This is a genomic window from Fontimonas sp. SYSU GA230001 (genome assembly GCF_040066175.1).
Lineage (GTDB): Bacteria > Pseudomonadota > Gammaproteobacteria > Nevskiales > Nevskiaceae > Solimonas.
Window position 1 is genome coordinate 35185 of the sequence record NZ_JBEAAM010000024.1, and the last position, 24440, is coordinate 59624.

Consider the following 24440-nt stretch of genomic DNA (forward strand, 5'->3'; position numbering starts at 1 on the left):
GCGACGCCCAAAGATACCCCTTGCCCTGCGGTCCGGGTATTAGCCGGATGGCTAGGGTCCCGGGCGGTGGACCCTAGCCATCCGGCCAATTGTGCCGATGCGCACGTGCGACCAGTCTGTGCGCCATCCCCAGCACGGCCGCGGAGGTTGCGATGTTCGACAGACCGGAAATTCAGGCATTCATTGCCCAGTCACTCAAGCGCAGCCTGCCGCCGCGGCACACCATCGTGCACAGCGGCGAGTCACCGCAGTCGCTGTTCCTCGTGCTCAAGGGCTCGGTGAGCCTGATGCTGGAGGACAGCAACGGCCGCGAGATCGTGCTGGCCTACCTCAATCCCGGCGAATTCTTCGGTGAAGCCTGCCTGTTCCCCGGCGCGGACCTCAATGGTGCGCTGGTGCGGACGCGCGGCGCGACGCTGGTCGCCGAGATCGGCTGCTCCGAACTGCGCGGCTTCGCCCGCTCCCATCCCGATTTCATGTTCGAGGTCGCGGCACAGCTCGCGCGACGCCTCTGCGAAGTCAGCCAGCGCGTCGCCCAGCAGACCTTCCTCGACGTCACCGGACGGCTGTCCCAGGCGCTGCGGCGCCTGAGCCACAAGCCCGGCGCCTTGCCGCACCCGAACGGCGCCGTCGTGCGCATCAGCCGCGTCGAACTCGCCCGCCACATCGGCTGCTCACGCGAAATGGCCGGCCGTGCGCTCAAGAAGCTGCGCAGCGATGGGCTGGTCAAGGATCAGGGCCGCAACATCCTGGTGTACGGTGCCCGCACCGCCGCGCTCTCGGGCGCGGCGTAATCCCGGGCGTTCACGTCGGCGCCTGATCAGCGCTTCAACTTCGCCAGGATCGTGGCCGAGGCGGTCAACGCCTCGGCCCACGGCAAGCCGACGATCTCGCGCCCGGTCTGTGCGTCGGCAAAGGGCATGCGCTCGCCGTCGCCGATCACGTAGCGATAGTCCATCGTCACTTCGGTGCCGGCTGGGACGTCATCCAGCGCGAAGATGAAGCCGAGGTGCCAGAGCGCAGTCGGCGTGTACGAGTGGTTGACGTAGCACTCGTCGCTCCATTCGGGTGTCAGCGAGAACCAGTTCTCGAACCAGCGCACGCTGGATTGCACTTCCCGGGAGTCGGGCGGGTACTGGCGCAGGCGCGCCTCCGGCCACACCGTGTGCACCCCGTCCGGCGCGATGATGACCGCGCCACGCGCGACCGCTTCATCGACGAACAGGCCCCGGCCCGCACCCGCGATGAGCGACTCGGCGACGTGGTAACGCGGGATGATCACTCAGTGCCTCGTCGAAGTGCCCGGCTGCGTGCGCGCGGCCAGCAACAGTTCGTCCACGTCGGCGGCCGTGAACAGGTACTGGCGACCGCAGAATTCGCAGGTCACGTCGAACCGTCCGTGCTCGGCGATGTGCTCGTGGAGTTCATTCTCGCCCAGGGACAGCAGCATCGTCGCGATGCTGCGGCGGTTGCAGCGGCAGGCCAGATGCACCGGCCGCGGCTCGAACAGGCGCAGCGTCTCGGCATGGAACAGCCGGCGCAGGATCGTCGCGGCGTCGGTCGCGGCCAGCTCGTCCTCGCCGAGCGTGGCGAACAGCGCCGCCAGGTGCTCCCAGTTTGCCGGGCTGCTGTGCTTCTCGCCCAGGGGCAGGCGCTGCAGCACGATGCCGCGGATGCGGCCGTCACCGACGGCCAGGCGCATGAGCGAGGGAATCTGCTCCGAGTGCGCGTAGTAGTGCTCCAGTGCGGCCGCGAGGCTGCCGCCCTCGATCGCCACCATCGCCTGGTAGTTCTGCTCTCCGCGCGCCGGTTCGAGCAACAGGCCGAGCAGACCACCACCCATCAGGGCCTCGAAGTTCCCCTGCGCCCCAGCGTCGCACTTGGCCATACCGCGCACCTGCAGGCTGCTCTCGATCTGCGCGACCAGCATCCTGAGTGCGCCCTGGCCCTGGAACTGCAGGCTCATGCGGCCTTCGAACTTGGTGTTGGCGGCGAGCAGCGGCATCGCCGCGACCGCCTGCCCGAGCAGGCGACGCACGTCGGGCGGATACGGCCGCGAGCCGAGCATCGCGTCGATCCCCTCGTCGAACTCGACGATGGCGCCACGCGCGCCCAGCTCCGGGAACAGGAATTCGGCGAGCTGGTTCAGAGCTTTTCCTTCAGCAGCTTGTTGACCAGGTCCGGGTTGGCCTTGCCCTGCGTGGCCTTCATCACCTGGCCGACGAAGAAGCCGAGCAGCTTGTCCTTGCCGGCGCGGTAGTCGGCGAGCTGTTGCGGGTTCTTCGCCATGACGTCCTCGATGGCCTTGAGGATCGGTCCTTCGTCGGTGATCTGCACCAGACCCCTGGCCTTGATGATGGCGTCGGCGGCGGAAGCATCGCTTCCCCCCTCGCCGGCGAGCATCGCCTCGAAGACATCCTTGGCGATCTTGCCGGAGATGGTCTTGTCGGCGAGGCGCACGAGCAGGCCGGCGAGCATCGCGGCGCTCACCGGTGAGGAACCGATGTCCTTGCCCAGCTTGTTCAGTGCGCCGAGCAGATCGCCGCTGACCCAGTTGGCACACAGCTTGGCGTCCGCGCCGGAGGTCTTGACCACGGCCTCGTAGTAGTCGGCGAGCGCGGCCTCGCCCGTGAGCACGGTGGCGTCGTACTTGGACAATCCGTACTGCGTCATGAAGCGGGTCTTCTTGGCCTCCGGCAGTTCCGGCATCGTCGCGCGGATGCGTTCGATCTCGGCGGTGCCGACGACCACTGGCAGCAGGTCCGGGTCGGGGAAGTAGCGATAGTCCATCGCCTCCTCCTTGCTGCGCATCGCCCGCGTCTCGCCGGTGTCCGGGTTGAACAGGCGCGTCTCCTGCACGACCTTGCCGCCGGATTCGATCACCTCGATCTGGCGCTCGATCTCGTACTCGATCGCCTTCTCGACGAAACGGAACGAGTTGACGTTCTTGGTCTCGGTGCGCGTGCCGAACTTCGTCTCGCCCTTGCGACGCACGGAGACGTTGGCGTCGCAGCGGAACGAGCCTTCCTGCATGTTGCCGTCGCAGATGCCGAGGTACACGACCAGCTGGTGCAGCTTCTTCAGATAGGCCACGGCCTCCGCGGCCGAGCGGATGTCCGGCTCGGAGACGATCTCGATCAGCGGCGTGCCGGCACGGTTGAGGTCGATGCCGGTCGTACCGACGAAGCCCTCGTGCAGCGACTTGCCGGCGTCTTCTTCCATGTGCGCGCGCGTGATGCCGATGCGCTTGGTCTCGCCGCCGGGCAGCTCGATGTCGAGATGGCCCTTGGCGACGATCGGCAGCTCGTACTGCGAGATCTGGTAGCCCTTGGGCAGATCCGGATAGAAATAGTGCTTGCGCGCGAACACGCAGCGCTCGGCGATCTGCGCGTCGATCGCCAAGCCGAACTTCACCGCCATCTCCAGCGCGGTGGCGTTGAGCACCGGCAGCACGCCGGGCAGGCCGAGCGTCACCGCGTCGGCCTGCGTGTTCGGCGCCGCGCCATAGGTCGTGGATGCACCCGAGAAGATCTTCGATTTCGTCAGCAGCTGGCAGTGGACCTCGAGGCCGATCACTGCTTCCCAGGTGGAAGTGTCGTATGCCATGTCGTCGCGCCCTTACTGGAATGCCTTGGGCATCTGCGTGTGGAAATCCGTCGCCTGCTGGTACTGGTGCGCGGCGTTGAGCAGGCGCGCCTCGTCGAAGTAATTGCCCATCAGCTGCAGGCCCACGGGCAATCCATCGACGAAGCCGCAGGACAGCGACATCGCCGGAATGCCGGCGAGGTTCGCGGCGATCGTGTAGATGTCGTTGAGGTACATCGCGACCGGGTCGTCGGTCTTGGCACCGAGCTTGAAGGCGACGTCGGTCGCAGTCGGACCGAGCACCAGATCGACCGACGCGAACGCGCGCTTGAAGTCCTCGTAGATCAGCTTGCGCACCTTCTGTGCCTTCAGGTAGTAGGCATCGTAGTAGCCGTGGCTGAGCACGTAGGTGCCGATCATGATGCGGCGCTGCACTTCGGCGCCGAAGCCTTCGCCGCGCGAGCGCTTGTACATCTCTTCCAGCGTCTTCGCGTCCGCGGCGCGATGACCGTAGCGCACGCCGTCGTAGCGCGCGAGATTGGAGCTGGCCTCGGCCGGGGCGACGACATAATAGGTCGGCACCGACAGCGGCGAGTTGGGCAGCGAGATCTCGGAGATCACCGCGCCGAGCGCCTCGAACTGCCTCACCGCGGCCATCACGCGTTCGCGCGCCGCCGGCGCCAGGCCTTCGGCGAAGTATTCCTTGGGCAGACCGATCCGCAGTCCCTTGATGGAGCGGCCGAGTCCGCCGACGAGATCGTCCACGGGCCGTTCGACGCTGGTCGAATCCAGCGGATCGAAGCCGGACATCGCCTGCAGCACGTGGGCCGCGTCCTCCGCGCTGCGCGCGACGACGCCGGCCTGATCGAGGCTGGAGGCGAACGCGATCATGCCGTAGCGCGACACGCGCCCGTAGGTCGGCTTGATGCCGGTGAGATTGGTCAGCGCTGCGGGCTGGCGGATCGAGCCGCCGGTGTCGGTGGCCGTGGCCACCGGCGCGAGTCGCGCCGCGACCGCGGCGACCGAGCCGCCCGACGAGCCGCCGGGCACGCGCGTCACGTCCCAGGGATTCTTGACCGGTCCGTACCAGCTGGTCTCGTTCGACGAGCCCATCGCGAACTCGTCCATGTTGCACTTGCCGAGCATCACCATGCCGGCATCCTGATGCAGCTTCCTGACGATCGTCGCGTCGTAAGGCGCGACGAAGCGGTCGAGCATGCGCGAGCCACAGCTGGTCTTCACGCCCTCGGTGCAGAAGATGTCCTTCTGCGCGAGCGGAATGCCGGTCAAGGCGCCGCCCTCGCCGCGTGCCAGCTTCGCGTCGGCCGCATCGGCCTGCGCCAGCGCACGCTCGGCGGTCACGGTGATGTAGCTGTTGAGCTGTGGATCGAGAGACTCGATGCGCTTCAGATAATGCTGGGTCAGCTCGCGGCTGCTGAACTTGCGCGACCGCAGGCCGGCGGCCAGTTCTTTGATGGAGAGTGTGTGCATTCCTGTCGTGACTCGTGACTGGTGACTGGCGACTCGCGAATGGCGGACTCGTGCGCGATGGCTACGAATCGCCCGTCACGTGTCACCTGTCACGGATTTATTCAATGACCTTCGGCACCAGGTACAGACCATTCTCGACTGCCGGCGCGATGGCCTGAAAAGCCTCGCGCCGGTCGCCCTCGGTCACGGCGTCCGGGCGCAGGCGCTGCTGCATCTCCAGGGGGTGCGCCATCGGCTCGACTCCGTCGGTCTGCGCCCGCGACAGCTGATCGACCATCTGCAGGATGTCGGACAGCTGGCGGGCGTAAGGCTCGACCTGCGCCGGCTGCAGGCCGAGCCGGGCGAGGTGGGCGACTTGCTGGACTTGTTCGGCGGTGAGGCTCATGTCGGGCCCATCCTTCAGGGTCTGTTCATGCGGGGTCGCCGCCGACCGGCGGGGAGTCGGTCACGGCGGGAAAATCGTTTAAGATGTGCGAATGCACAATTCTACATGGATTGTGCCGCCCGCCGGACCGGCGGGCGCATTGTTATTCGCCTTCCGGATCCCTCACCCAACCCTACCAGGCCACACGCGATGTTCGACGCCGTCCGCCGTCTGTTTGTCAATGACCTGTCCATCGACCTGGGCACCGCCAACACGCTGGTCTATGTGCGTGACGAAGGCATCGTCCTCAATGAGCCCTCGGTGGTCGCGATCCGCATGGACGCGCGCGGCGCCAAGAAGGTCGAGGCGGTCGGGATCGAGGCCAAGCAGATGCTCGGCCGCACGCCGACCAACATCACCACGGTGCGCCCGCTGCGTGACGGCGTGATCGCCGACTACACCGTCACCGAGAAGATGCTGCAGCACTTCATCCGCAAGGTGCAGAAGGGCCGGATGATGCGGCCGATGACGCGCGTCGTCGTCTGCGTGCCCTACGGCTCGACCCAGGTGGAGCGTCGTGCGATCCGCGAGTCGGTCGAAAACGCCGGCGCGCGCAAGGTCTGGGTCATCGAGGAGCCGATCGCGGCCGCGCTGGGCGCCGGCATCCCGATCGGCGAGGCGCGCGGCTCGATGGTGGTGGACATCGGCGGCGGCACCTCGGAAGTCGCGGTGATCTCGCTCAACGGCATCGTCTATGCCGAGTCGGTGCGCATCGGCGGCGACAAGTTCGACGAATCGATCGTCTCCTACGTGCGCCGCCAGTACAACATGCTGATCGGCGAGGCCACCGCCGAGCGCATCAAGATCCAGATCGGCACCGCCTTCCCGGGCCACGAGGTGCAGGAGATCGACGTCGTCGGCCGCCACCTGGCCGCCGGCGTGCCGCGCAACTTCACGATGAACTCCAACGAGATCCTCGACGCGCTGCAGGAGCCGCTGTCCGGCATCGTCAAGGCGGTCAAGCAGGCGCTCGAACGCACGCCGCCGGAACTGGGCTCCGACGTCGCCGAGCGCGGCATCGTCCTGACCGGGGGCGGCGCCCTGCTGCGCGACCTCGACAAGCTGATCTCCGAAGAGACCGGCCTGCCGGTGATCATCGCCGACGACCCGCTGACCTGCGTCGCGCGCGGCGGCGGCATGGTGCTGGACATGCTCGACCGGCAGTCGGATTTCTACAGCCTGGACTGAAGGCTACGGCGGTTGCAGGCTGCGGGGCGCAGGCTGCAGAGTAAAGGCGTGTCCCCTGTCTGCGACCTGCAGCCTGCGACCTGCAAACTGGCTTTCCCGACTTGAACACGCTGCCCGAGACCCATCGCCGACCGTTGTTCCCACGCGGACCGGGTCTGGGCCTCCGCACGTTCTTCCTGGCCGCGGTGTCGGTCGCGCTGATCTTCAACGACTCGCGCGGCGACGGCCTGCAGCCGGTGCGGACCTCGCTGTCGTTCATGCTGACGCCACTGGTGTGGCTGGTGTCCCTGCCCAGCGGGCTGATGTCGGCCGCGGAGAATCTCGACAGCCGCGAGACCCTGCAGCGTGAGAACCGCGAGTTCCGCGAAAAGCAGCTGCTGCTGGAGGCGCGGCTGCAGAAGCTCGAAGCGCTGGAAGCGGAGAACCGGCGCATCCGCGAACTGCTCGCCTCGGCCGGCCGCATCGAGGACGAGGTGCTGATCGCCGAGATCATCGGCATCAGCCAGGATCCTTACCGCAACCAGATCACGCTGAACAAGGGCACGCGCCACCAGGTCTATCGCGGCCAGGCCCTGATCGACGCGCACGGCGTGCTCGGCCAGGTGATCGACGTCAGTCCGCTGCAATCCAAGGCCCTGCTGATCACCGACCCGGATCACGGCATCCCGGTCGAGGTCAACCGCACCGGCATGCAGACCATCGCCATCGGCAGCGGCGAACTCGGGCTGCGCCTGCCCTTCCTCGCCAGCAACGCCGACATCCAGGTCGGCGACCTGCTGGTGTCGTCGGCGCTCGGCGGACGCTTTCCGGCCGGTTATCCGGTCGGCACGGTCTATGAAGTCAAGCACGTCGCCGGCGAACATTTCATGGAGGCCTACGCCACGCCGGCCGCCCACCTCAATCAGGGGCGCCAGGCCCTGCTGGTGTGGAGCGAGAGCTATCGCATGGACAACCATGAAGCCGAGCTCCATCCCGACGAACCCCGGCCGTGACACCCACCCGCAATCTGATCCTCGGCTTCTTGCTCAGCCTGCTGGTCGCACTGGCGCTGCAGCTGATCCGGCTGCCCGACGTGCTGGCCGCGGCACGGCCGGCCTGGGTGCCATTGATGTTCGCGTACTGGGCGCTGCGCGAACCGCGCCTGGCCACGCTGTTTCCGGCCTTCGTCGTCGGTCTGCTGATGGACGTGCTGTTCGGCACCGCGCTCGGCCAGCACTCGCTCGGACTGGTGTTCGTCGTCTATATCGTCGAGCGTCTGCGCGGCATCTTCATCCTGTTCCCGCTGTGGCAGGCCACCTTCGCGCTGATCCCGGCCTGGGCCCTGTACAGCTTCCTGATGTTCTGGGTGGACGGCGCGACCCAGCACAACGCCGATCCCTGGCTGCGCTGGCTGCCGGCGCTGTCCACCACGTTGTTCTGGCCGCTGCTGTTCAGCGTCATGGAAGCGCTGCGCCAGACACCGGACGACGAGTGAGCGGCCCGGCATGATGGCCCGGCGCCGGCGCCGCGAATCGCTCAAGAACGTCCAGGCGGAGCGTGCGACGTTCCTGTCGAGGAGCCTGTTCGCCGGCTTCCTGGTCGCGCTCGGCCTGATCGCGCTGGTCGTCCGGCTCTTCGACCTGCAGGTCGCGCGGCACGAATACTTCTCGACGCGTGCCGACCAGAACCGCATGCGCGTGGTGCCGGTGGCGCCGGTGCGCGGGCTGATCTACGACCGCAACGGCACCATCCTCGCCCAGAACCAGCCGTCGTTCGTGCTCGAGATCACGCCGGAGCAGGTCGATGACATGAAGGGTCTGCTGACCCGGCTCGGGCAACTGGTCCACCTGACCGAAACCGACATCCAGCGCTTCCGTGACCGGGTGCGCAAGTCGCCGCGCTATCGCGGCGTGCCGCTGCGCTCGAACCTGTCGATGGAGGAAGTGGCCGCCTACGAGATCCGCCGCCACGAGTTCCGCGGCGTCGAGGTCACCGCCGGGCTGACCCGCAATTACCGGCTCGGCGCGAGCGGCGCGCACGTCGTCGGCTACGTCGGCGGCATCACCGAGGAAGAGCTGCAGCAGGCCGACGAGCGCAGCTTCCAGGGCATCAATCAGATCGGCAAGGTCGGCGTCGAGAAGAGTCACGAGGACCTGCTGCGCGGACAGCCCGGCGCGAAGATCATCGAAGCCAACGCTTACGGCCGGCCACTGCGCGAGCTCGACTACCGCCGGGGCTACCCGGGCCGCAATCTGTATCTTTCACTGGACGCGCAGGTGCAGCTCGTCGCCGAACAGGCGCTCGGCGACCTGACCGGATCGGTGGTCGCGCTCGACCCGCGCAACGGCGAGGTCATCGCACTGGTCAGCAAGCCGGGCTACGACCCGCAGCCGTTCGTCGAGGGCATCGACGCGGCCAGCTACAAGGCCCTGCTCGACGATCCCGGGCGGCCGCTGTTCAATCGCGCCCTGCAGGGCACCTACCCGCCGGGTTCGACGATCAAGCCGGCGATGGCTCTCGCCGGTCTCGAATTCGGCGCGGTCGATCCCGATCACCGCGAGTTCTGCCGCGGCGAGATGACGCTGCCCGGATCGTCGCGCAAGTACCGCTGCTGGAAACGCACCGGACACGGCTGGATGGACATGGCGGCCGGCGTCATGCGCTCCTGCGACGTGTACTTCTACCAGCTGGCCCTGAGCCTGGGCATCGACCACATCGCCCGGGCGATGGGCGAGTTCGGCCTGGGCCGGCCGACCGGGCTCGACCTGCCGCTGGAAAAGGGCGGCCTGTTCCCGTCGCGCGAGTGGAAGCAGCGCGTGCGCAAGGAAGCCTGGTTCCCGGGCGAGACCCTCAACATCGGCATCGGCCAGGGTTACACGCTGGTGACGCCGCTGCAGCTGGCGCAGATGACGGCGCGCATCGCCATGCGCGGCGGCGGCTTCAAGCCGCACGTCCTGCGCGCGATCGAGGATCCGATCAGCAAGAACCGCGAAACCGTCGCGCCGGAGCCGCTGCCCCCCATCGAACTCAAGGACGGTCGTTCGTGGAACACCGTCATCAAGGCGATGGAGGACGTGACACACGCGGCCGGCGGCACCGCCTATCGCATCGGCAGGGACGCACCGTACCGGATCGCCTCGAAAACCGGCACCGCGCAGGTCGCGGGCCTGCGCCAGGACGAGAAGGTCGCGCCGACGCTGGAGGCGACGCCGCGCCACCTGCGCGATCACGCCTTGTTCATCGCGTTTGCGCCCGCCGACGATCCGCGCATCGCCGTCGCGGTGATCGCCGAACACGCCGGACACGGCGGTTCGGCGGCCTCGCCGATCGCGCGCCAGGTGATGGACCAGTATCTGCTCGGCGAGATCCGCTACGGCCGCAGCGCCGCGGAGCTCACCGCACCGGAGCCGCAGCCCACGGAGGTGGATGAATGATCGCGCACGTCCTGCACGCCACACGGCCGCGCAAGCCCGAGCCGGGCATGAGCGACTGGCTGGAAACCTGGCACATCGACCTGCCGCTGCTGATCATGCTGCTGTGTCTGGCGGGCGTCGGCATCTTCGTGCAGTACTCCGCCTCCGGTCACTCGATGCCGGCGGTGTGGAGCCAGGCACAGCGCATCCTGCTGGGCGTGATGGCGATGATCGCCGTGGCGCAGGCACCGCCGGACATCTACCGCACCGTCGTGCCCTGGGGCTACGCCCTGACCGTGCTGCTGCTGGTGCTGGTGCTGGTGCTCGGCGACTCCGCCAAGGGGGCGCAGCGCTGGCTCGATCTGGGGGTCCTGCGCTTCCAGCCCTCTGAGCTGATGAAGCTGGCGATGCCGGTCACGGTCGCCGCGTTCCTGCATACCCGCAGGCTGCCGCCGAGCCTGCCGACGATTCTGGTCACGCTGGCGCTGATCGGACTGCCCGCGGCGCTGATCATCAAACAGCCCGATCTCGGCACCTCCCTGCTGATCATCGCCGCCGGCGGCTTCGCGCTGTTCTTCGCCGGCCTGCAATGGCGCTGGATCCTCGGCGCGCTGGCGGCCGTCGGCGCCGCCGCGCCGCTGCTGTGGGAACGTCTGCACGATTACCAGCGCAAGCGCATCCTGACGCTGCTCGATCCGGAGAGCGATCCGCTCGGCGCGGGCTATCACATCACGCAGTCGAAGATCGCCATCGGCTCCGGCGGTCTGTTCGGCAAGGGCTGGCTCAACGGCACGCAGGCCAAGCTCGATTTCCTGCCGGAAGCGCATACCGACTTCATCTTCGCGGTCTTCGCCGAGGAACTCGGCCTGCTCGGCGTCCTGCTGCTGCTGTTCCTGTACCTGTGCATCGTCGGGCGCTGCCTGTGGATCGCGCTGCGCGCGCAGAACACGTTCGAGCGCGTGCTCGGCGGCAGCCTGACGCTGACCTTCTTCGTCTACGTCTTCATCAACATCGGCATGGTCATCGGCATGCTGCCGGTCGTGGGCGTACCGCTGCCGCTGGTGAGCTACGGTGGCACCTCGGCGGTGTCGCTGCTGGCCTGCTTCGGTATGCTCATGTCCATCCATACGCACCGCAAGCTGCTGGCCAAGTGACTCGACGACTCCGCATCGCTCTCGCTTCGTGGCTGCTCACCTGCGCCGGCAGCGCGCAGGCCGACTATGCGGAGCATCCGCGAGCCCCCGAACTGCTCGCGCGCCTTAAGCAGCAGTACGCGTTCAGCGCCGTGGAACTCGACCAGGTCCGCCAGGCGCTGTCACTGGCGCAACGGCTGCCGCAGCTCGTCGAGCAGGAGCAGAAGGCCCCGGAGAAGACGGAGACCTGGACCCAGTACGCGCGGCGCATCGACGACGGCCGGATCGGCGGCGGTGTCGAGATCCTGCGCAGTCACGCGCAGTGGTTTGCCCGTGCCGAAGAAGAGTTCGGCGTGCCGCCGGCGGTCATCGCGGGCGTGCTCGGCATCGAGACGCGCTACGGCCGCATCACCGGCACGGTGCGTGTGCTCGACTCGCTGAGCACGCAGGGCTTCGATCATCCGACCCGCAATGCGTTCTTCCTCGGCGAACTCGCCGAGTATTTCGCGTTCTGCCGCGACTTCGGCTTTGCACCGACGGGGCCGCAGGGCTCTTATGCGGGCGCGATGGGCGCGGCGCAGTTCATGCCGAGCAACTACCGGCGGCTGGCGCTGGACTTCGATGGCGACGGCCGCCGCGACCTGTGGTCGCTGCCCGATGCGATCGGCTCGATCGCGCGCTATCTCACCCAGTACGATCCGGCGCGCGCCTGGCAGCGCGGCGAGCCGCTGGTCGTGCGCGCCGTGGTCGGCGGCAAGGCCGCCGAAAAGATCCCGCGCAATGGCCGCAGCGTGACCCACCGCAGCGGCGAGCTCGCCGCGCTCAGCATCCGCGCGGAGACGGAACTGCCCGCCGACACGCCGGTCGGACTCATCGAGCTGCCGCTGGACGATGGCGGTTTCGAGTATTGGCTGGGCATGCGCAACTTTTATTCGGTGATGACCTACAACCCGCGGGTGTTCTACGGCATGGCGGTCGCGCAGCTGGCGCAGCGCATCGAAGCGGCGTTGGCGGCACAGGAGCCGCGTTGAGACGCATCGGCGCCCCTGCCGCGGCGCTGGTGCTGGCGCTCACGCTCGGCGCGTGCAGCAGCCTGCCGCCGCCGCGCGGACCGTCCTCCGAGGTGCCGCCGCTGCCGCCGCGCAACTCCATGGACCCCAATGCGGGGCGCTACGCGCTGGCCAAGGACGAGCCGCCCAGACCCGAGGATGTGCCGCCGGCGATCGAGGAGACGCCGGACGCGATCCCACGCGCGGAACCCAGATCGGCGAGCGGCAATGCGCCGGTGTATGAGGTGTTCGGCAAGACCTACCGCGTGCTCGACAGTGCCGCGGGTTTCCGCGAGCGCGGCACCGCATCCTGGTACGGCAAGAAATTCCACGGGCAGAAGACCGCCAGCGGCGAGGTCTATGACATGTACCAGATGACCGCCGCGCACAAGTCGCTGCCGCTCCCCAGCTACGTGCGCGTCACGCGGCTCGACACCGGCAAGAGCGTCGTCGTACGGGTCAACGACCGCGGACCGTTCCACAAGGGTCGAGTGATCGATCTGTCCTACGCCGCGGCCGCCAAGCTCGACATGCTCCACCACGGCAGCACGCAGGTCGAAGTCGTCGCGCTCGATCCGCTGGTTCCGGAACCGTCGCGCGAGAACTGGCTGCAGGTCGGCGCCTATGCCGATCCGATCAATGCCGTGATCCTGCGCGAGACTTTGGCCCAGCAGGGCCATGGCGGCGTACAGATCCTGCTCGACGAGACCGCGGGCGCCGTGCCGCTGCATCGCGTCGTGCTCGGCCCCTTCGCCGACCTCGCCGCCGCCGAACCGCTGCGCAGCCGCCTGCAGGCCCAGGGCTACACGACCACCTGGATGCATCAGTAGCGGCTCGATTGCTGCATTGCGATAAAATCGCCGCCGGCCGCGCGCCGCCCCGTCCCCGCCCCTACCCACCGCAATGAAGCTCCTGATCCGTACCCTGTGCCTTTTCAGCCTCGCTCTGCCGGCCCTGGCGCAGGTGCCCAGTCCGCCCGAGATCGCCGCGCGCAGTTACATCCTGTACGACTACGCCAGCCAGCAGGTGCTCGCCGAGAGCAATGCCGACCAGCGTGTCGCACCGGCGAGCATCACCAAGGTGCTGACCAGCTATATCGTCTTCGACGAGATCCGTCAGAAGCGCCTGTCGCCGGACGACCTCGTGCTGATCAGCGAGAAGGCCTGGCGCCAGGGCATCGACTCGTCGGAGTCACGCATGTTCCTGCAGGTCGGCTCGCAGGTCCGGCTCGAGGACCTGCTGCGCGGCATCATCGTCCAGTCGGGCAACGATGCGACCATCGCCATCGCCGAGCACGTCGCCGGCAGCGAATCCGCGTTCGCCGGACTGATGAATCAGTACGCCGCCCGGCTCGGCATGCAGAACTCCCATTTCGTCGATGCCTCCGGCCTGCCCGATCCCGACCACTACACGACCGCCCGTGACCTGGCGATCCTCGCGCGTGCGCTGATCCACGATTTCCCGGAGTGGTACCCGCTGTTCGCCGAGCGCGAGTTCACCTGGAACAAGATCAAGCAGCCGAACCGCAACCTGCTGCTCAACCGCGACCCGAGCGTGGACGGCATCAAGACCGGCCACACCTCGGAAGCCGGCTACTGCCTGCTGACGTCGGCCCAGCGCAACGGCCGCCGCCTGATCGCCGCGGTGATGGGCGCCAAGAGCTGGGCCTACCGCGAGCAGGCCAGCCTGGAGCTGCTCAACTACGGTTTCCGCGTCTTCGAGACCGCGAATCTGCTCGGCGCCGACAAGCCGGCCCAGTCGGTGCGGGTGTACAAGGGCGCAGCCGATGCTGTGGCCATCGGCACGCTCGAACCCGTCAGCATCTCGCTGTTGCGCGGCAGCAGCGAGCGCGTGCGGATCGATACGCAGATCGATGGACCGCTGGTCGCGCCGCTGGCCAAGGGCCAGACGGTGGGCGCCGCCACCGTCAGCCTCGACGGCAAGACCCTGAAGACGGTGCCGCTGGTCGCCCTCGACGAGGTTCCCAAGGGCGGGTTCCTGCACTGGCTGATCGACACGATCCGCCTGTGGTTCGGCTGGTAAGCGCAGCGGCCCACCGGTGTCCCCGCCGCTCCGCACCGCCGTCGCGCCCCCGGTCCTGCGTCACCTGGGCCGTGTCGGTTACGAGCAGACCTGGGCACGCATGCGCGACTTCACCGACACGCGCGATGCGCTGACCCGGGACGAGATCTGGATGCTCGAACACCCGCCGGTGTACACGCAGGGGCAGGCCGGCAGGGCCGAGCACATCCTCGCACCGGGTGACATCCCGGTCGTGCAGTCGGATCGAGGCGGCCAGGTGACCTACCACGGACCCGGACAGCTGGTGACCTACTTCCTGCTCGATCTGCACCGGCTGGGCTTCGGTATCCGCAGCCTGGTCAGCCGCATCGAGCAGGCGATGATCGACCTGCTCGCCGGCTACGGCATCGCCGCCCATGCCGACCCCGCGGCGCCGGGTGTTTACGTGGACCACGCCGGCGGCCTGCCGGGTCGCGCGAAGATCGGCTCGCTGGGTCTGCGCGTGCGCCGCGGCTGCAGCTACCACGGCCTGTCGCTGAACGTGGCGATGGACCTCGAACCGTTCGCACGCATCAACCCCTGCGGCCAGCGCGGCCTGCGCATGACCCAGATCAGCGAACTCGGCGGTCCGGACCGGGTCGCAACGGTCGCCGCCGACCTCGAACCGCATCTGCTCGCGCGGCTGCGTCCGGCTGCGCCTTCCGCCTGAAGGACGGCGCCGCTGCTCGGTTACAATGCCGTGGACACCCGTACAAACCTGCGGTCAACTGCAGGACATCCAGCCCCCCGATCCGATGAGCCGCGTTGAGCAAGCCACCGACGTGCTGGTGAAGGTCCGCGACGTGCATTTCGGCTACGGCGCACGGCCGATCTATGACGGCGTCGATCTTGACATCCGGCGTGGCAAGGTCACCGCGATCATGGGGCCTTCCGGCACCGGCAAGACCACGCTGCTGCGGCTGATCGGCGGCCAGTGGCGGCCCGATCGGGGCAGCGTGCACTTCGACGGCCAGGACGTGCACCGGCAGAGCCGCGCCGAGCTGTACCGGATGCGCCGGCGCATGGGCATGCTGTTCCAGCACGGCGCGCTGCTGACCGATCTCACGGTGTTCGAGAACGTCGCGTTCCCGCTGCGCGAGCATACGAAGCTCGCCCCGGCGCTGATCCGCGACATCGTGCTGATGAAGCTCGAGGCGGTCGGCCTGCGCGGCGCCCGCGATCTGTACCCCGAGGAACTGTCCGGCGGCATGGCGCGGCGCGTCGCACTGGCGCGCGCCATCGCCCTCGACCCGGACATGGTGATGTACGACGAGCCCTTCACCGGCCAGGATCCGATCAGCATGGGCGTGCTGATGCGCCTGATCCGCTCGCTCAACGAGTCGCTGGGCATCACCAGCATCGTCGTCTCGCACGACGTCGCCGAGGTGCTGTCGATCGCCGACTATGCCTACATCGTCTATGGCGGCAAGATCCTCGATCACGGCACGCCCGATGCGATCCGCAATTCCTCCTCCGAACTGGTGCGCCAGTTCCTCGAAGGGCGCCATGACGGGCCGATCGCGTTCCACTACAAGGCGACGCGCGGCTACCGGGAGGATCTGATGGGAGAGACGGCGTGAGCCAGCTCAACGGCGGCTGCCGGCTGCAGGCTGCAGGATGCTTTGCTGCGACCTGCGACCACAGGCATGGAGCGCAGGCATGAATGGCGTCTGGCAGGTGCTGTCGAACTTTCTCGCCGGCCTCGGCCGCGCGCAGTTCTTCCTGCTGTCCATCGTGCAGGCGATTCCCTCGGCGCTGGCGCGGCCGCGCCTGCTCGTCCAGCAGACCTACAGCGTCGGCGTGCTGTCCCTGATCATCGTCGTGCTGTCGGGCAGCTTCGTCGGCATGGTGCTGGCACTGCAGGGCCATCGCACGCTGGTACGCTTCGGCGCCGCCGAATCCTTGGGCGTGTTCGTCGCGCTGACCATCATCCGCGAGCTAGGGCCGGTCGTCACCGCACTGCTGTTCGCCGGCCGCGCCGGCTCGGCGCTGGCTGCGGAAATCGGCTTGATGCGCGCCACCGATCAGCTGTCGGCGATGGAGATGATGGCGGTCGATCCGGTGCGCCGCGTGGTCGCGCCGCGCTTCATCGCCGGTCTGATCTCGATGCCGCTGTTGTCCGGCATCTTCACGATCATGGCGATCGGCGTCGCCGGCGGCCACGCGATCGGCGTCGATCTGCTCGGCGTGGACGCCGGCAGCTACTGGTCGCAGATCCGCGCCAATGTCGAGATCGAGGACATCCGCCAGAGCTTCGTCAAGGCCATCGTGTTCGGCGCGGCGATCAGCTGGATCGCGGTCTATCAGGGCTATCACGCGGTGCCAACCTCGGAGGGTGTCTCGCGCGCCACGACCTCGACGGTGGTCGTCTCGTCGTTGAGCGTGCTGGCGCTCGATTTCGTGCTCACCGCGTTCATGTTCCGTTAATTGCCGCGCGCAGACCCTAGGAGTCCGCCCCCATGCAATCCAAAGCGCTCGAAATCCTGGTCGGGTTCTTCGTCTGCCTCGGCATCGCCGCGGTGTTCGTGCTGACCTTCCGTGTCGCCAGTCCTGAATCCGTCGGCAACGGCCAGACGTATGCAGTGACGGCGAAGTTCGGCAACATCGGCGGCCTCAAGCCGGGTTCGGCCGTGACCCTGGCCGGCGTCAAGATCGGTCGCGTGCGGTCGATCGGCATCGACCCGCAGACCTTCGAGGCGCAGGTGCGGCTGGACATCCTGTCCCGCTACGACCGCATCCCGGAGGACTCCAGCGCGAAGATCCTGACCGCCGGGCTGCTCGGCGAACAGTACGTCGGCCTGGAACCGGGTGGCCTGGACGAGTATTTGAAGGATGGCAGCACGCTGGAGCTGACCCAGGGTGCACTGGTGCTGGAGAACCTGATCGGCCAGTTCCTGGCGTCGCAGGGCAGCAGCAAGGACGACAAGCTGGCGAGCGCGCTCGACCGGCTGGCGAACTCGCTGGAAGCCAGCAAGGGCAAGCCGTAACCGTATAAGGAGACTACCGCCATGGCAGGCTACATTCGCAGTATCACCGCAGCGATCGGCGCGGCCAGCCTCGCGCTCAGCGCGTTCGCGCTGGCGGCGGCTCCGGACCAGATCATCCGCACCGCCACCGACGCGGCGCGCGCCGACATCGCGCAGAACGTCGCGACCTACCAGAAGGACAAGGCGGCGCTCTACAAGATGGTCGATGGGACCATCGTGCCGCACTTCGACACCACGTACATCGCCAAGGTGATCCTCGGCGCGCACATCAAGGACGCCAACGCCGAGCAGATCGGGCAGTTCGAGACCGCGTTCAAGGACATGCTGATCCACACCTACGCCGACAAGATGCTGGAGTACTACGACGGCATCGAGATCGAGGTCAAACCGGCGCGCATCGACGGCAAGCGCGCGAACGTCGATACGGTCATCCTGCGCAAGGACGGCAAGCCGCCGGTGCCGATCGTCTTCTCGATGCGCGAAGTGGACGGCGACTGGAAGATCTGGGACATCAAGGCCGAGAACATCTCGCTGGTGCTCAACTTCCGTACCCAGATCGACGCCGAGATCAAGAAGACCAGCATTCCCGCCGTGATCGAACGCCTCAGGAACGGCCAGCTCGTTGCCGACGGGCGCGGGAAATCCGAAGCAAAGTCGCCGTGAAGCTCGACAACGGGGCGCTGAGCTTCACGCAGGCGGCGGACGAGTTCGCGCGCATCGACACCCTCGCCACTGCGGGCAGCCTCGATCTTTCCGCGGTGGCCCAGGTGGACAGCGCCGGCGTGGCGCTGCTGCTCGAAATCGCACGCCGCGCCCGGCAGCGCGGGCTTGCGATCGAACTGCGCAATCCGCCCGAGCAGTTGCGCGGGCTGGTGACGTTCTTCGGTGTCGCCGGCATGCTCGGCATCCCGACCGGGGACGCCGCTGCATGAATGCCGCGATGATCGTTCACCGACTCTCGACCGTCGCCCTGCTGCTGGCGCTGTCGGCCTGCGCGCACAACTCACTGTACGAGCCGTCCGACCCGCTGGAACCAGTCAACCGCTCGATCTACGCGTTCAACACCACGGCCGACCGTTACGTGCTGCGGCCAGTGGCCAAGGGCTATGTCGCCGTCGTGCCGTCACCGGTGCGCCAGGGCGTCACCAATTTCCTCGACAACCTCGGCTATCCCTCGGTCATCCTTCATGACCTGCTGCAGCTCAAGTTCACGCAGGCCGCGCGCGACACCGGCCGCTTCCTGTTGAACAGCACCTACGGCCTCGCCGGCTTTCTCGATCCGGCCAGCATGGTCGGGCTGTACAAGAACGACGAGGACCTGGGCCAGACGCTCGGCCGCTGGGGCGTCGGCGAAGGCTGGTACCTGATGCTGCCGCTGCTCGGCCCGACGACCAACCGCGATCTGGTCGGCTGGGTCGGCGACTGGTGGACCTCGCCGCTGCAGTACACCGACTCGGTGACGACCGAGCAACGCATCGCCCTCAAGGGCGTGCGCGTCATCGACATCCGCTCGCGGCTGCTCGACCTCGATTCCGTGATCGAGCAGCAGCTCGATCCCTACGTGTTCGTCCGCACCGCCTATCTGCAGCGGCGCCTCAACCAGGTGTACGACGGCAATCCGCCCGCCGACCTGACCGAACCGGACCTGCCGGAAGACTGAACCGGTGCCGCGCTGCGCGTCAGCGGGCGAACGCGCGGGCGTTCTCGAACATGCGCAGCCACGGCGTGTGCGCGGAGTTGCGCGATGGCCACCATGAACCGACCACGCCGTGGATCGTGCGCTCCGGATGTGGCATCAGGATGGTGACACGGCCGTCGGCATTGCAGACCGCCGTCAGCCCTTCCGGCGAACCGTTCGGGTTCGCCGGATAACGCTGCGCCGGCTGACCACGACCGTCGATGAACCGCATCGCCAGCTGCGCGCCGGCCCGCAGCCGGTCCAGGTCCTGCGGACGCTCGAACTGTGCGCGGCCCTCGCCATGCGCGACCACGATCGGCAGCCTGGAGCCGGCCATGCCGGCGAAGAAGATCGACTTCGATTCGAGGATCTCGACCTGCGCCCAGCGCGCTTCGAACTGCTCGCTGCGGTTGCGCCGGAACGCCGGCCAGGCTTCCGCACCCGGCACAACCGACTTCAGCGCCGCGAACATCTGGCAGCCGTTGCAGACACCCAGCGCGAAGCGGTCCTCGCGGGCGAGAAACTCCGCGAACGCGGTCCGCGCCCGTTCGTTGAACAGGATCGTCCGGGCCCAGCCCTGTCCGGCGCCGAGCACGTCGCCGTAAGAGAAGCCGCCGCAGGCGGCCAGTCCGGCGAAGTCGGCCAGGCGCACGCGGCCGTCGAGCACATCGGTCATGTGCACATCGACCGGCTCGAAGCCGGCGGCGTGGAAGGCGTAGGCCATCTCGTACTGGCTGTTGACACCCTGCTCGCGCAGGATCGCCACCTTGGGTCGATGCCCGACGTGCACCGAAACCGAAGCGGGGTCGAAGCCCAGATGCACGCTCAGGCCCGGATCGTCCTGCGCACCGGCCGCGTCGAACTCCTCGCGCGCGCACTCCGGATCGTCACGCAGCGCAGCCATGCGATAACTGGTCTCGGCCCAGGCCTTGTGCAAGGTTTCGCGCGCCGCATCGAACAGCACGCGTCCGCCGGACCGCACGACGAGCTCGTCGCGGGCGTTGAGCGTGCCGACGTCGCATGCGGTCAGTCCGGCGCCGCGGAACGCGCCGAGCACGGCCACCGCGTCGGTGCTGCGCACCTGCACCACGAAACCGGGCTCCTCGTTGAACAGCGCCGCAAGCGCATCGTCGGAGGACTCCACCTCCGCGGTCACGCCGACATGACCGGCGAAGGCCATCTCGGCCAGCGTGACGAACAGGCCGCCATCGCTGCGGTCGTGGTAGGCCAGCAGCCGATTCTCGGCATTGAGCTGCTGGATCAGGTCGAAGGCCCGCCGCAACTGCACCGGATCGTCCAAGTCCGGTGCGACATCGCCGAGCTGCGTGTACACCTGCGCGAGCGCGGAACCGCCGAGCCGATTGCGGCCGTTACCGAGATCGACCAGCAACAGGCGCGTCTCGCCGGCGTCCGTCACCAACTGCGGCGTCAGCACGCGGCGCACGTCGGTCACCGGCGCGAATGCCGAGACGATCAGCGACAGCGGCGCCGTCTGCGTGCGTGGCTGGCCGTCGTGCGACCACACGCTCTTCATCGACAGCGAATCCTTGCCGACCGGAATGGCGATGCCCAGCTGCGGGCACAGCTCTGCGCCGACCGCCCTGACCGTGTCGAACAGGCGCGCGTCCTCGTCGCCCTGTCCACAGGCCGCCATCCAGTTCGCCGACAGGCGCACGTCGGACAGCTTCGCGATCGGCGCGGCGGCGATGTTGAGCACCGCCTCGGCCACCGCCATGCGTCCCGACGCCGGCGCATCGAGCAGGGCCAGCGGCGTGCGCTCGCCCATCGCCATCGCCTCGCCGGTCGTCGCGGTGAAGCCGGTCGCGGTGACGGCACAGTCCGCCACCGGCACCTGCCAGGGCCCGACCATCTGGTCGCGCACGGTCAGCCCGCCGACGCTGCGGTCGCCGATCGTGATCAGGAAGTTCTTCGACGCCACCGCCGGCAGGGCGAGCAGACGACGCACCGCATCGGCGATGTCGATGCCGGCCGTCTGCAGCGCCGGAAAGCGGCTGGACGCGCGCCGCGTGCTGCGCTGCATGCGCGGCGGCTTGCCGAGCAGCACGGGCATCGGCATGTCCACCGCCGGCCGCGCCTCGACGCGATCCTCGACCAGCAGGCGACGCTCGGCGGTCGCCGTCCCCACCACGGCGTAGGGGCAACGCTCGCGTGCGCAGATCGCGGCGAAGCGCTCGACGTCGTGCGGCGCGAGCGCGAGCACGTAGCGCTCCTGCGACTCGTTGCACCAGATCTCCATCGGCGACAGCGCCGGGTCGGCGCACAGCACGTCGCGCAGCTGGAAACGGCCGCCGCGGTCGTCGGCGTGCACCAGTTCGGGCAGCGCGTTGGAGATGCCACCGGCGCCGACGTCGTGGATCGACAGGATCGGATTGGTCTCGCCCAGCGCCCAGCAGGCATCGACCACTTCCTGGCAGCGCCGCTCCAGCTCGGGATTCGCGCGCTGCACGGAGGCGAAGTCCAGCGCCTCGGTGCTGCTGCCGGTGGCCATCGACGAGGCGGCGCCGCCGCCCAGCCCGATCAGCATCGCCGGACCGCCGAGCACGACGAGCTTCGCGCCTTCGACCACTTCGCGTTTCTCGACATGGCCGGCGCGGATGTTGCCGTAGCCGCCGGCGATCATGATCGGCTTGTGGTAACCGCGGTTGCGGCCGTCGGGTGTCACCACCTCGAAGGTGCGGAAGTAGCCGTTGAGATTGGGGCGCCCGAACTCGTTGTTGTAAGCCGCGGCGCCGATCGGCCCGTCGAGCATGATCCGCAGCGCGCTGGCCATGCGCACCGGCGTGCCCTGCGCGAGCAGCTCGGGCTGCCGCTCCCACGGCTGCTCGAAGCCGGGGATGCGCAGGTTCGACACCGTGAAGCCGCACAGGCCCGCCTTGGGCTTGCCGCCGCGCCCGGTCGCCGCCTCGTCGCGGATCTCGCCACCGGCGCCGGTGCCGGCGCCCGGATGCGGTGAGATGCCGGTCGGGTGGTTGTGCGTCTCGACCTTCATCAGCAGGTGCACCGGCTCGCGGTGCTCACGCCACACGTGGTCGCTGTCGGCGAACCAGCGCATCGCCTCGAAGCCCTCCACGACCGCGGCATTGTCCTTGTACGCCGACAGCACACCCTGCGGCGACGCGGCGTGCGTCATGCGGATCATCTGGAACAGCGAGTGCGGCTGCACCTGCCCATCGACGGTGAACTCGGCGTTGAAGATCTTGTGCCGGCAGTGCTCGCTGTTGACCTGCGCGAACATCATCAACTCGGCGTCGGTCGGATTCTTGCCGGCGTCGCGGTAGTGGTGCACCAGATAGTCGATCTCGTCGTCGGACAGCGCGAGACCCCAGTCGCGGTTAGCCGCCGTCAGCGCCTGCGCGCCGCCGACCAGCACATCGACCGTGCGCAGGCCGCGGCGCGGCTGCGCGTCGAAGACGTGCTGCAGCTGATCAACACTGACCAGCACCGATTCCATCATCGGGTCGTGCAGCGCCGCCCAGGCCGCGCGCGGCAGCTCGCGGATGCCCGTGAACCGATAGGCCCGGCCGTGCTCGATGCGGCGCACGCCGGTCAGGCCGCAGACGCGGGCGATGTCGGTCGCCTTGCTCGACCACGGCGAGGTCGTGCCGATGCGCGGCACCACGTAGAGCACGAGATCCGCCGGTGCGATCGCGTCGGGGCCGTCGCCGAGCAGGCGGCGCAGCTCGGCAGTGGCCACGCCGTCGGCGTCGATCAGGTAGAGGTCGCGCACCTCGACGACTTGCAGCGCAGGCGCATGGACGCGCAGGTCGGCGAGCAGGCGGGCGATGCGGAAGGCCGAGAGGCTCTCGGCACCGGGCAGTACGGTCACGGACATGGAGATTCTTGGCATAGATCGCCGGCCCGGGGACCGGTGATGCGGGACCGATATTTTCGCATGCCTTGCGCTACACGATCTCGCGCCAGGCCAGACCCTGGTCCTGGTCCGCACAGACGATCCAGGGCGCATCCAGTTCCAGCGCTTCGACGACCGCTGCCCGCGCCAGTGCCGGCGTGTTGTTCTTCTCGGAGAGATGGGTCAGCACCAGGTGCTGAAGGCGCTCGCGGGCGTAACCGCGCAGCAGGCCCGCCGCCTGCGCATTCGACAGGTGCCCGGCGTCGCCGCCGACGCGGACCTTCAGGGACGGCGGATAAGGCCCGTCGCGCAGCAGGTCCGGGTCGTGGTTGCACTCCAGCAGCAGCGCGTCGCAGCCGGCGAGCACCGCGCGCATGTGCGCCGTGACGTGACCCGCATCGGACAGCACGCCCAGCCGCCGGCCACCGCTCGCGAGCACGTACTGACAGGGTTCGCGCGCATCGTGCGGCACCGGGTAGGGCCGGACGTCGAACGCGCCGATCGTGAAGCCCTGGTGCGGGCTGAAACGCAGCGCATGCGGCACGTCGCGGTCCTTCCAGACGGCGTAGGTGCCATGTGTCATCCACACCGGGATGCGATGCCGCCGCGCCAGACGGCCGACGCCGCTCAGATGATCGCCGTGCTCGTGCGTCACCAGAATCCCATCCAGCGCCGCCGGCTCGACGCCGAGCCGTTCCAGCCGCTGCTCGGCTTCGGCCAGCGTGAAACCGCAGTCGATCAGGATGCGCGTGCCGCCGGCCTCGATCAGCGTCGCGTTGCCTCTTGAACCTGATCCGAGTATGGCGAAGCGCGTCAAGGCCGTCCCTGGCGCGACGGTACGCTCCCGATCCAGCCCCGAGGCGTGCGTCCCTGCACGCCCGTCCGCAGCGGCAGACTGCCATTCAAGGCAGTCTGCCTGTTTGCGCCGGACGCGAGGCTGGCGAAGCGCATCACTTCTTGGCGTCCCCGCCGAAGGTGTAGAGCGGAAACGGCGTGACCTTGCTCGCGGCCTCCGCGCCGCCGACGATGCGCGCCGGACCGCGCTTGCTGACCTCGTCGATGCGCACGACCGCATGCACCGGCACGTAGAAACGCTCGACGTCGGCGAACTCCTGCTTGAGCCTCTCCTCGCTGGTATCGACGACCACCGTGGTCTTCTCGCCGAACACCAGCTTGCCGATCTCGACGAAACCAAGCATGCCGCCGCCGTGGCTGACTTCGCGCGCATAGACCTCGTAGGTCTGGCCCTGGTTCATGAACGTGACGCGGTACAGGCGCTGCTTGGCGGACATGGGAGGACGCGCGGAAAACTGCGGCGATTCTAATGAAAAGGCCGACATCGAGTCGGCCTTTTTATTGAATGGCGGAGAGGGTGGGCCTCGCGTCGGCTCGGCCATCCCGGCCACGCCGCGCTCGCCCGGGCAGGCCGTCCCTGGCCTGCCCTTCGAATCCCACCCTCACGCTTTCATCCGGTTCAATGAAGGCTCTGTTGAAAAACGAGTGGGTTACCGGGCATGAGGGTTGACCGCGCCGAAGTCGAGTTTGCCGGCGATCAGGAAGATGACGGTTCTGGTCGTGTCG

At 68.0% G+C, this 24440-nt stretch carries 24 protein-coding genes; 16 read left to right on the plus strand and 8 right to left on the minus strand.

The genetic code is table 11. The features are described 5' to 3' along the window. The first annotated feature begins 152 nt into the window (after nucleotides 1-152). Nucleotides 153-794 (plus strand): cyclic nucleotide-binding domain-containing protein, encoded by a 642-nt coding sequence (locus AAG565_RS12590; protein WP_348819956.1) that lies wholly within the window; start codon nucleotides 153-155, stop codon nucleotides 792-794. 26 nt (nucleotides 795-820) lie between these two features. Here the strand turns inward: AAG565_RS12590 and AAG565_RS12595 are convergent, their stop codons facing one another. The 5 genes from AAG565_RS12595 to gatC form a co-directional block, all read right to left on the minus strand. Next, nucleotides 821-1282, minus strand: coding sequence for an SET domain-containing protein (locus AAG565_RS12595; protein ID WP_348819957.1), 462 nt, complete (start codon nucleotides 1280-1282; stop codon nucleotides 821-823). Further along, nucleotides 1283-2149 (minus strand): Hsp33 family molecular chaperone HslO, encoded by an 867-nt coding sequence (locus tag AAG565_RS12600; protein WP_348819979.1) that lies wholly within the window; start codon nucleotides 2147-2149, stop codon nucleotides 1283-1285. It abuts the gene before it with no gap. Continuing rightward, entirely contained in the window at nucleotides 2146-3606 is a 1461-nt protein-coding gene (gene gatB, locus AAG565_RS12605) for an Asp-tRNA(Asn)/Glu-tRNA(Gln) amidotransferase subunit GatB (protein ID WP_348819959.1), read from the minus strand. The genes AAG565_RS12600 and gatB overlap by 4 nt, the downstream gene beginning before the upstream one ends. Before the next feature lie 12 nt (nucleotides 3607-3618). Next, nucleotides 3619-5076: an Asp-tRNA(Asn)/Glu-tRNA(Gln) amidotransferase subunit GatA gene (gatA, locus tag AAG565_RS12610; RefSeq protein WP_348819961.1), complete on the minus strand. Its 1458-nt coding sequence runs from the start codon at nucleotides 5074-5076 to the stop codon at nucleotides 3619-3621. 97 nt (nucleotides 5077-5173) lie between these two features. Further along, complete coding sequence (gene gatC / locus AAG565_RS12615) at nucleotides 5174-5461, minus strand: Asp-tRNA(Asn)/Glu-tRNA(Gln) amidotransferase subunit GatC (RefSeq protein WP_348819962.1); 288 nt, start codon at nucleotides 5459-5461, stop codon at nucleotides 5174-5176. 189 nt (nucleotides 5462-5650) lie between these two features. Between gatC and AAG565_RS12620 the strand changes: the two genes are divergently transcribed. The 15 genes from AAG565_RS12620 to AAG565_RS12690 all read left to right on the plus strand — a co-directional run bounded on the left by AAG565_RS12620 (nucleotide 5651) and on the right by AAG565_RS12690 (nucleotide 18970). Next, entirely contained in the window at nucleotides 5651-6688 is a 1038-nt protein-coding gene (locus tag AAG565_RS12620; protein WP_348819963.1) for a rod shape-determining protein, read from the plus strand. A gap of 101 nt (nucleotides 6689-6789) precedes the next feature. Beyond that, nucleotides 6790-7680 (plus strand): rod shape-determining protein MreC, encoded by an 891-nt coding sequence (gene mreC, locus AAG565_RS12625; protein ID WP_348819964.1) that lies wholly within the window; start codon nucleotides 6790-6792, stop codon nucleotides 7678-7680. After that, nucleotides 7677-8162, plus strand: a complete 486-nt coding sequence (gene mreD, locus AAG565_RS12630) for a rod shape-determining protein MreD (RefSeq protein WP_348819965.1) — start codon at nucleotides 7677-7679, stop codon at nucleotides 8160-8162. Before mreC ends, mreD begins: the two co-directional genes overlap by 4 nt. A 10-nt stretch (nucleotides 8163-8172) precedes the next feature. Then, nucleotides 8173-10101 carry a penicillin-binding protein 2 gene (gene mrdA, locus AAG565_RS12635; RefSeq protein WP_348819966.1) on the plus strand — a complete coding sequence of 643 codons (1929 nt, stop codon included), beginning with the start codon at nucleotides 8173-8175 and terminating at the stop codon, nucleotides 10099-10101. Between the two features lie 47 nt (nucleotides 10102-10148). Further along, entirely contained in the window at nucleotides 10149-11234 is a 1086-nt protein-coding gene (gene rodA, locus AAG565_RS12640; RefSeq protein WP_348819980.1) for a rod shape-determining protein RodA, read from the plus strand. Then, entirely contained in the window at nucleotides 11231-12244 is a 1014-nt protein-coding gene (locus AAG565_RS12645; RefSeq protein WP_348819967.1) for a lytic murein transglycosylase, read from the plus strand. Before rodA ends, AAG565_RS12645 begins: the two co-directional genes overlap by 4 nt. After that, on the plus strand, nucleotides 12241-13092 hold the full coding sequence (locus AAG565_RS12650) for a septal ring lytic transglycosylase RlpA family protein (protein WP_348819968.1): 852 nt from the start codon (nucleotides 12241-12243) through the stop codon (nucleotides 13090-13092). The genes AAG565_RS12645 and AAG565_RS12650 overlap by 4 nt, the downstream gene beginning before the upstream one ends. Nucleotides 13093-13165: 73 nt before the next feature. Next, complete coding sequence (locus AAG565_RS12655) at nucleotides 13166-14305, plus strand: D-alanyl-D-alanine carboxypeptidase family protein (protein WP_348819969.1); 1140 nt, start codon at nucleotides 13166-13168, stop codon at nucleotides 14303-14305. 55 nt (nucleotides 14306-14360) lie between these two features. Beyond that, complete coding sequence (gene lipB / locus AAG565_RS12660) at nucleotides 14361-14993, plus strand: lipoyl(octanoyl) transferase LipB (RefSeq protein ID WP_348819981.1); 633 nt, start codon at nucleotides 14361-14363, stop codon at nucleotides 14991-14993. Nucleotides 14994-15078: 85 nt separating this feature from the next. Further along, nucleotides 15079-15903, plus strand: coding sequence for an ABC transporter ATP-binding protein (locus AAG565_RS12665; RefSeq protein WP_348819970.1), 825 nt, complete (start codon nucleotides 15079-15081; stop codon nucleotides 15901-15903). A gap of 79 nt (nucleotides 15904-15982) precedes the next feature. Then, nucleotides 15983-16750, plus strand: a complete 768-nt coding sequence (gene mlaE / locus AAG565_RS12670) for a lipid asymmetry maintenance ABC transporter permease subunit MlaE (RefSeq protein WP_348819971.1) — start codon at nucleotides 15983-15985, stop codon at nucleotides 16748-16750. A 32-nt stretch (nucleotides 16751-16782) separates the two neighbouring features. Further along, complete coding sequence (gene mlaD / locus AAG565_RS12675; RefSeq protein WP_348819972.1) at nucleotides 16783-17310, plus strand: outer membrane lipid asymmetry maintenance protein MlaD; 528 nt, start codon at nucleotides 16783-16785, stop codon at nucleotides 17308-17310. Nucleotides 17311-17331: 21 nt separating this feature from the next. Beyond that, the gene (locus tag AAG565_RS12680; RefSeq protein WP_348819973.1) at nucleotides 17332-17973 is read left to right on the plus strand and encodes an ABC transporter substrate-binding protein; all 642 of its coding nucleotides are present in this window, start codon (nucleotides 17332-17334) and stop codon (nucleotides 17971-17973) included. Beyond that, complete coding sequence (locus tag AAG565_RS12685; protein ID WP_348819974.1) at nucleotides 17970-18242, plus strand: STAS domain-containing protein; 273 nt, start codon at nucleotides 17970-17972, stop codon at nucleotides 18240-18242. Before AAG565_RS12680 ends, AAG565_RS12685 begins: the two co-directional genes overlap by 4 nt. A gap of 8 nt (nucleotides 18243-18250) precedes the next feature. Beyond that, nucleotides 18251-18970 carry a VacJ family lipoprotein gene (locus AAG565_RS12690; RefSeq protein WP_348819975.1) on the plus strand — a complete coding sequence of 240 codons (720 nt, stop codon included), beginning with the start codon at nucleotides 18251-18253 and terminating at the stop codon, nucleotides 18968-18970. 19 nt (nucleotides 18971-18989) lie between these two features. Here the strand turns inward: AAG565_RS12690 and purL are convergent, their stop codons facing one another. The 3 genes from purL to AAG565_RS12705 form a co-directional block, all read right to left on the minus strand. Next, nucleotides 18990-22835, minus strand: coding sequence for a phosphoribosylformylglycinamidine synthase (purL, locus tag AAG565_RS12695; RefSeq protein ID WP_348819982.1), 3846 nt, complete (start codon nucleotides 22833-22835; stop codon nucleotides 18990-18992). Between the two features lie 76 nt (nucleotides 22836-22911). Further along, a complete protein-coding gene (locus AAG565_RS12700) occupies nucleotides 22912-23676 on the minus strand; it encodes an MBL fold metallo-hydrolase (protein WP_348819976.1) in 765 nt (254 codons plus the stop codon). A 133-nt stretch (nucleotides 23677-23809) separates the two neighbouring features. Further along, nucleotides 23810-24151, minus strand: a complete 342-nt coding sequence (locus AAG565_RS12705; protein WP_348819977.1) for a DUF1820 family protein — start codon at nucleotides 24149-24151, stop codon at nucleotides 23810-23812. Between the last annotated feature and the right edge of the window lie 289 nt (nucleotides 24152-24440).

What these genes read in the sequence shown, in the direction of transcription:
- gatC (WP_348819962.1), bottom strand. Translation starts at nt 5,461, where the DNA reads ATGAGCCTCACCGCCGAACAAGTCCAGCAAGTCGCCCACCTCGCCCGG.
- AAG565_RS12620 (WP_348819963.1), top strand. Translation starts at nt 5,651, where the DNA reads ATGTTCGACGCCGTCCGCCGTCTGTTTGTCAATGACCTGTCCATCGAC.
- AAG565_RS12690 (WP_348819975.1), top strand. Translation starts at nt 18,251, where the DNA reads ATGATCGTTCACCGACTCTCGACCGTCGCCCTGCTGCTGGCGCTGTCG.
- mlaE (WP_348819971.1), top strand. Translation starts at nt 15,983, where the DNA reads ATGAATGGCGTCTGGCAGGTGCTGTCGAACTTTCTCGCCGGCCTCGGC.
- AAG565_RS12705 (WP_348819977.1), bottom strand. Translation starts at nt 24,151, where the DNA reads ATGTCCGCCAAGCAGCGCCTGTACCGCGTCACGTTCATGAACCAGGGC.
- mrdA (WP_348819966.1), top strand. Translation starts at nt 8,173, where the DNA reads ATGATGGCCCGGCGCCGGCGCCGCGAATCGCTCAAGAACGTCCAGGCG.
- mlaD (WP_348819972.1), top strand. Translation starts at nt 16,783, where the DNA reads ATGCAATCCAAAGCGCTCGAAATCCTGGTCGGGTTCTTCGTCTGCCTC.
- AAG565_RS12680 (WP_348819973.1), top strand. Translation starts at nt 17,332, where the DNA reads ATGGCAGGCTACATTCGCAGTATCACCGCAGCGATCGGCGCGGCCAGC.
- AAG565_RS12655 (WP_348819969.1), top strand. Translation starts at nt 13,166, where the DNA reads ATGAAGCTCCTGATCCGTACCCTGTGCCTTTTCAGCCTCGCTCTGCCG.
- AAG565_RS12590 (WP_348819956.1), top strand. Translation starts at nt 153, where the DNA reads ATGTTCGACAGACCGGAAATTCAGGCATTCATTGCCCAGTCACTCAAG.
- gatB (WP_348819959.1), bottom strand. Translation starts at nt 3,606, where the DNA reads ATGGCATACGACACTTCCACCTGGGAAGCAGTGATCGGCCTCGAGGTC.
- AAG565_RS12665 (WP_348819970.1), top strand. Translation starts at nt 15,079, where the DNA reads ATGAGCCGCGTTGAGCAAGCCACCGACGTGCTGGTGAAGGTCCGCGAC.
- gatA (WP_348819961.1), bottom strand. Translation starts at nt 5,076, where the DNA reads ATGCACACACTCTCCATCAAAGAACTGGCCGCCGGCCTGCGGTCGCGC.
- rodA (WP_348819980.1), top strand. Translation starts at nt 10,149, where the DNA reads ATGAGCGACTGGCTGGAAACCTGGCACATCGACCTGCCGCTGCTGATC.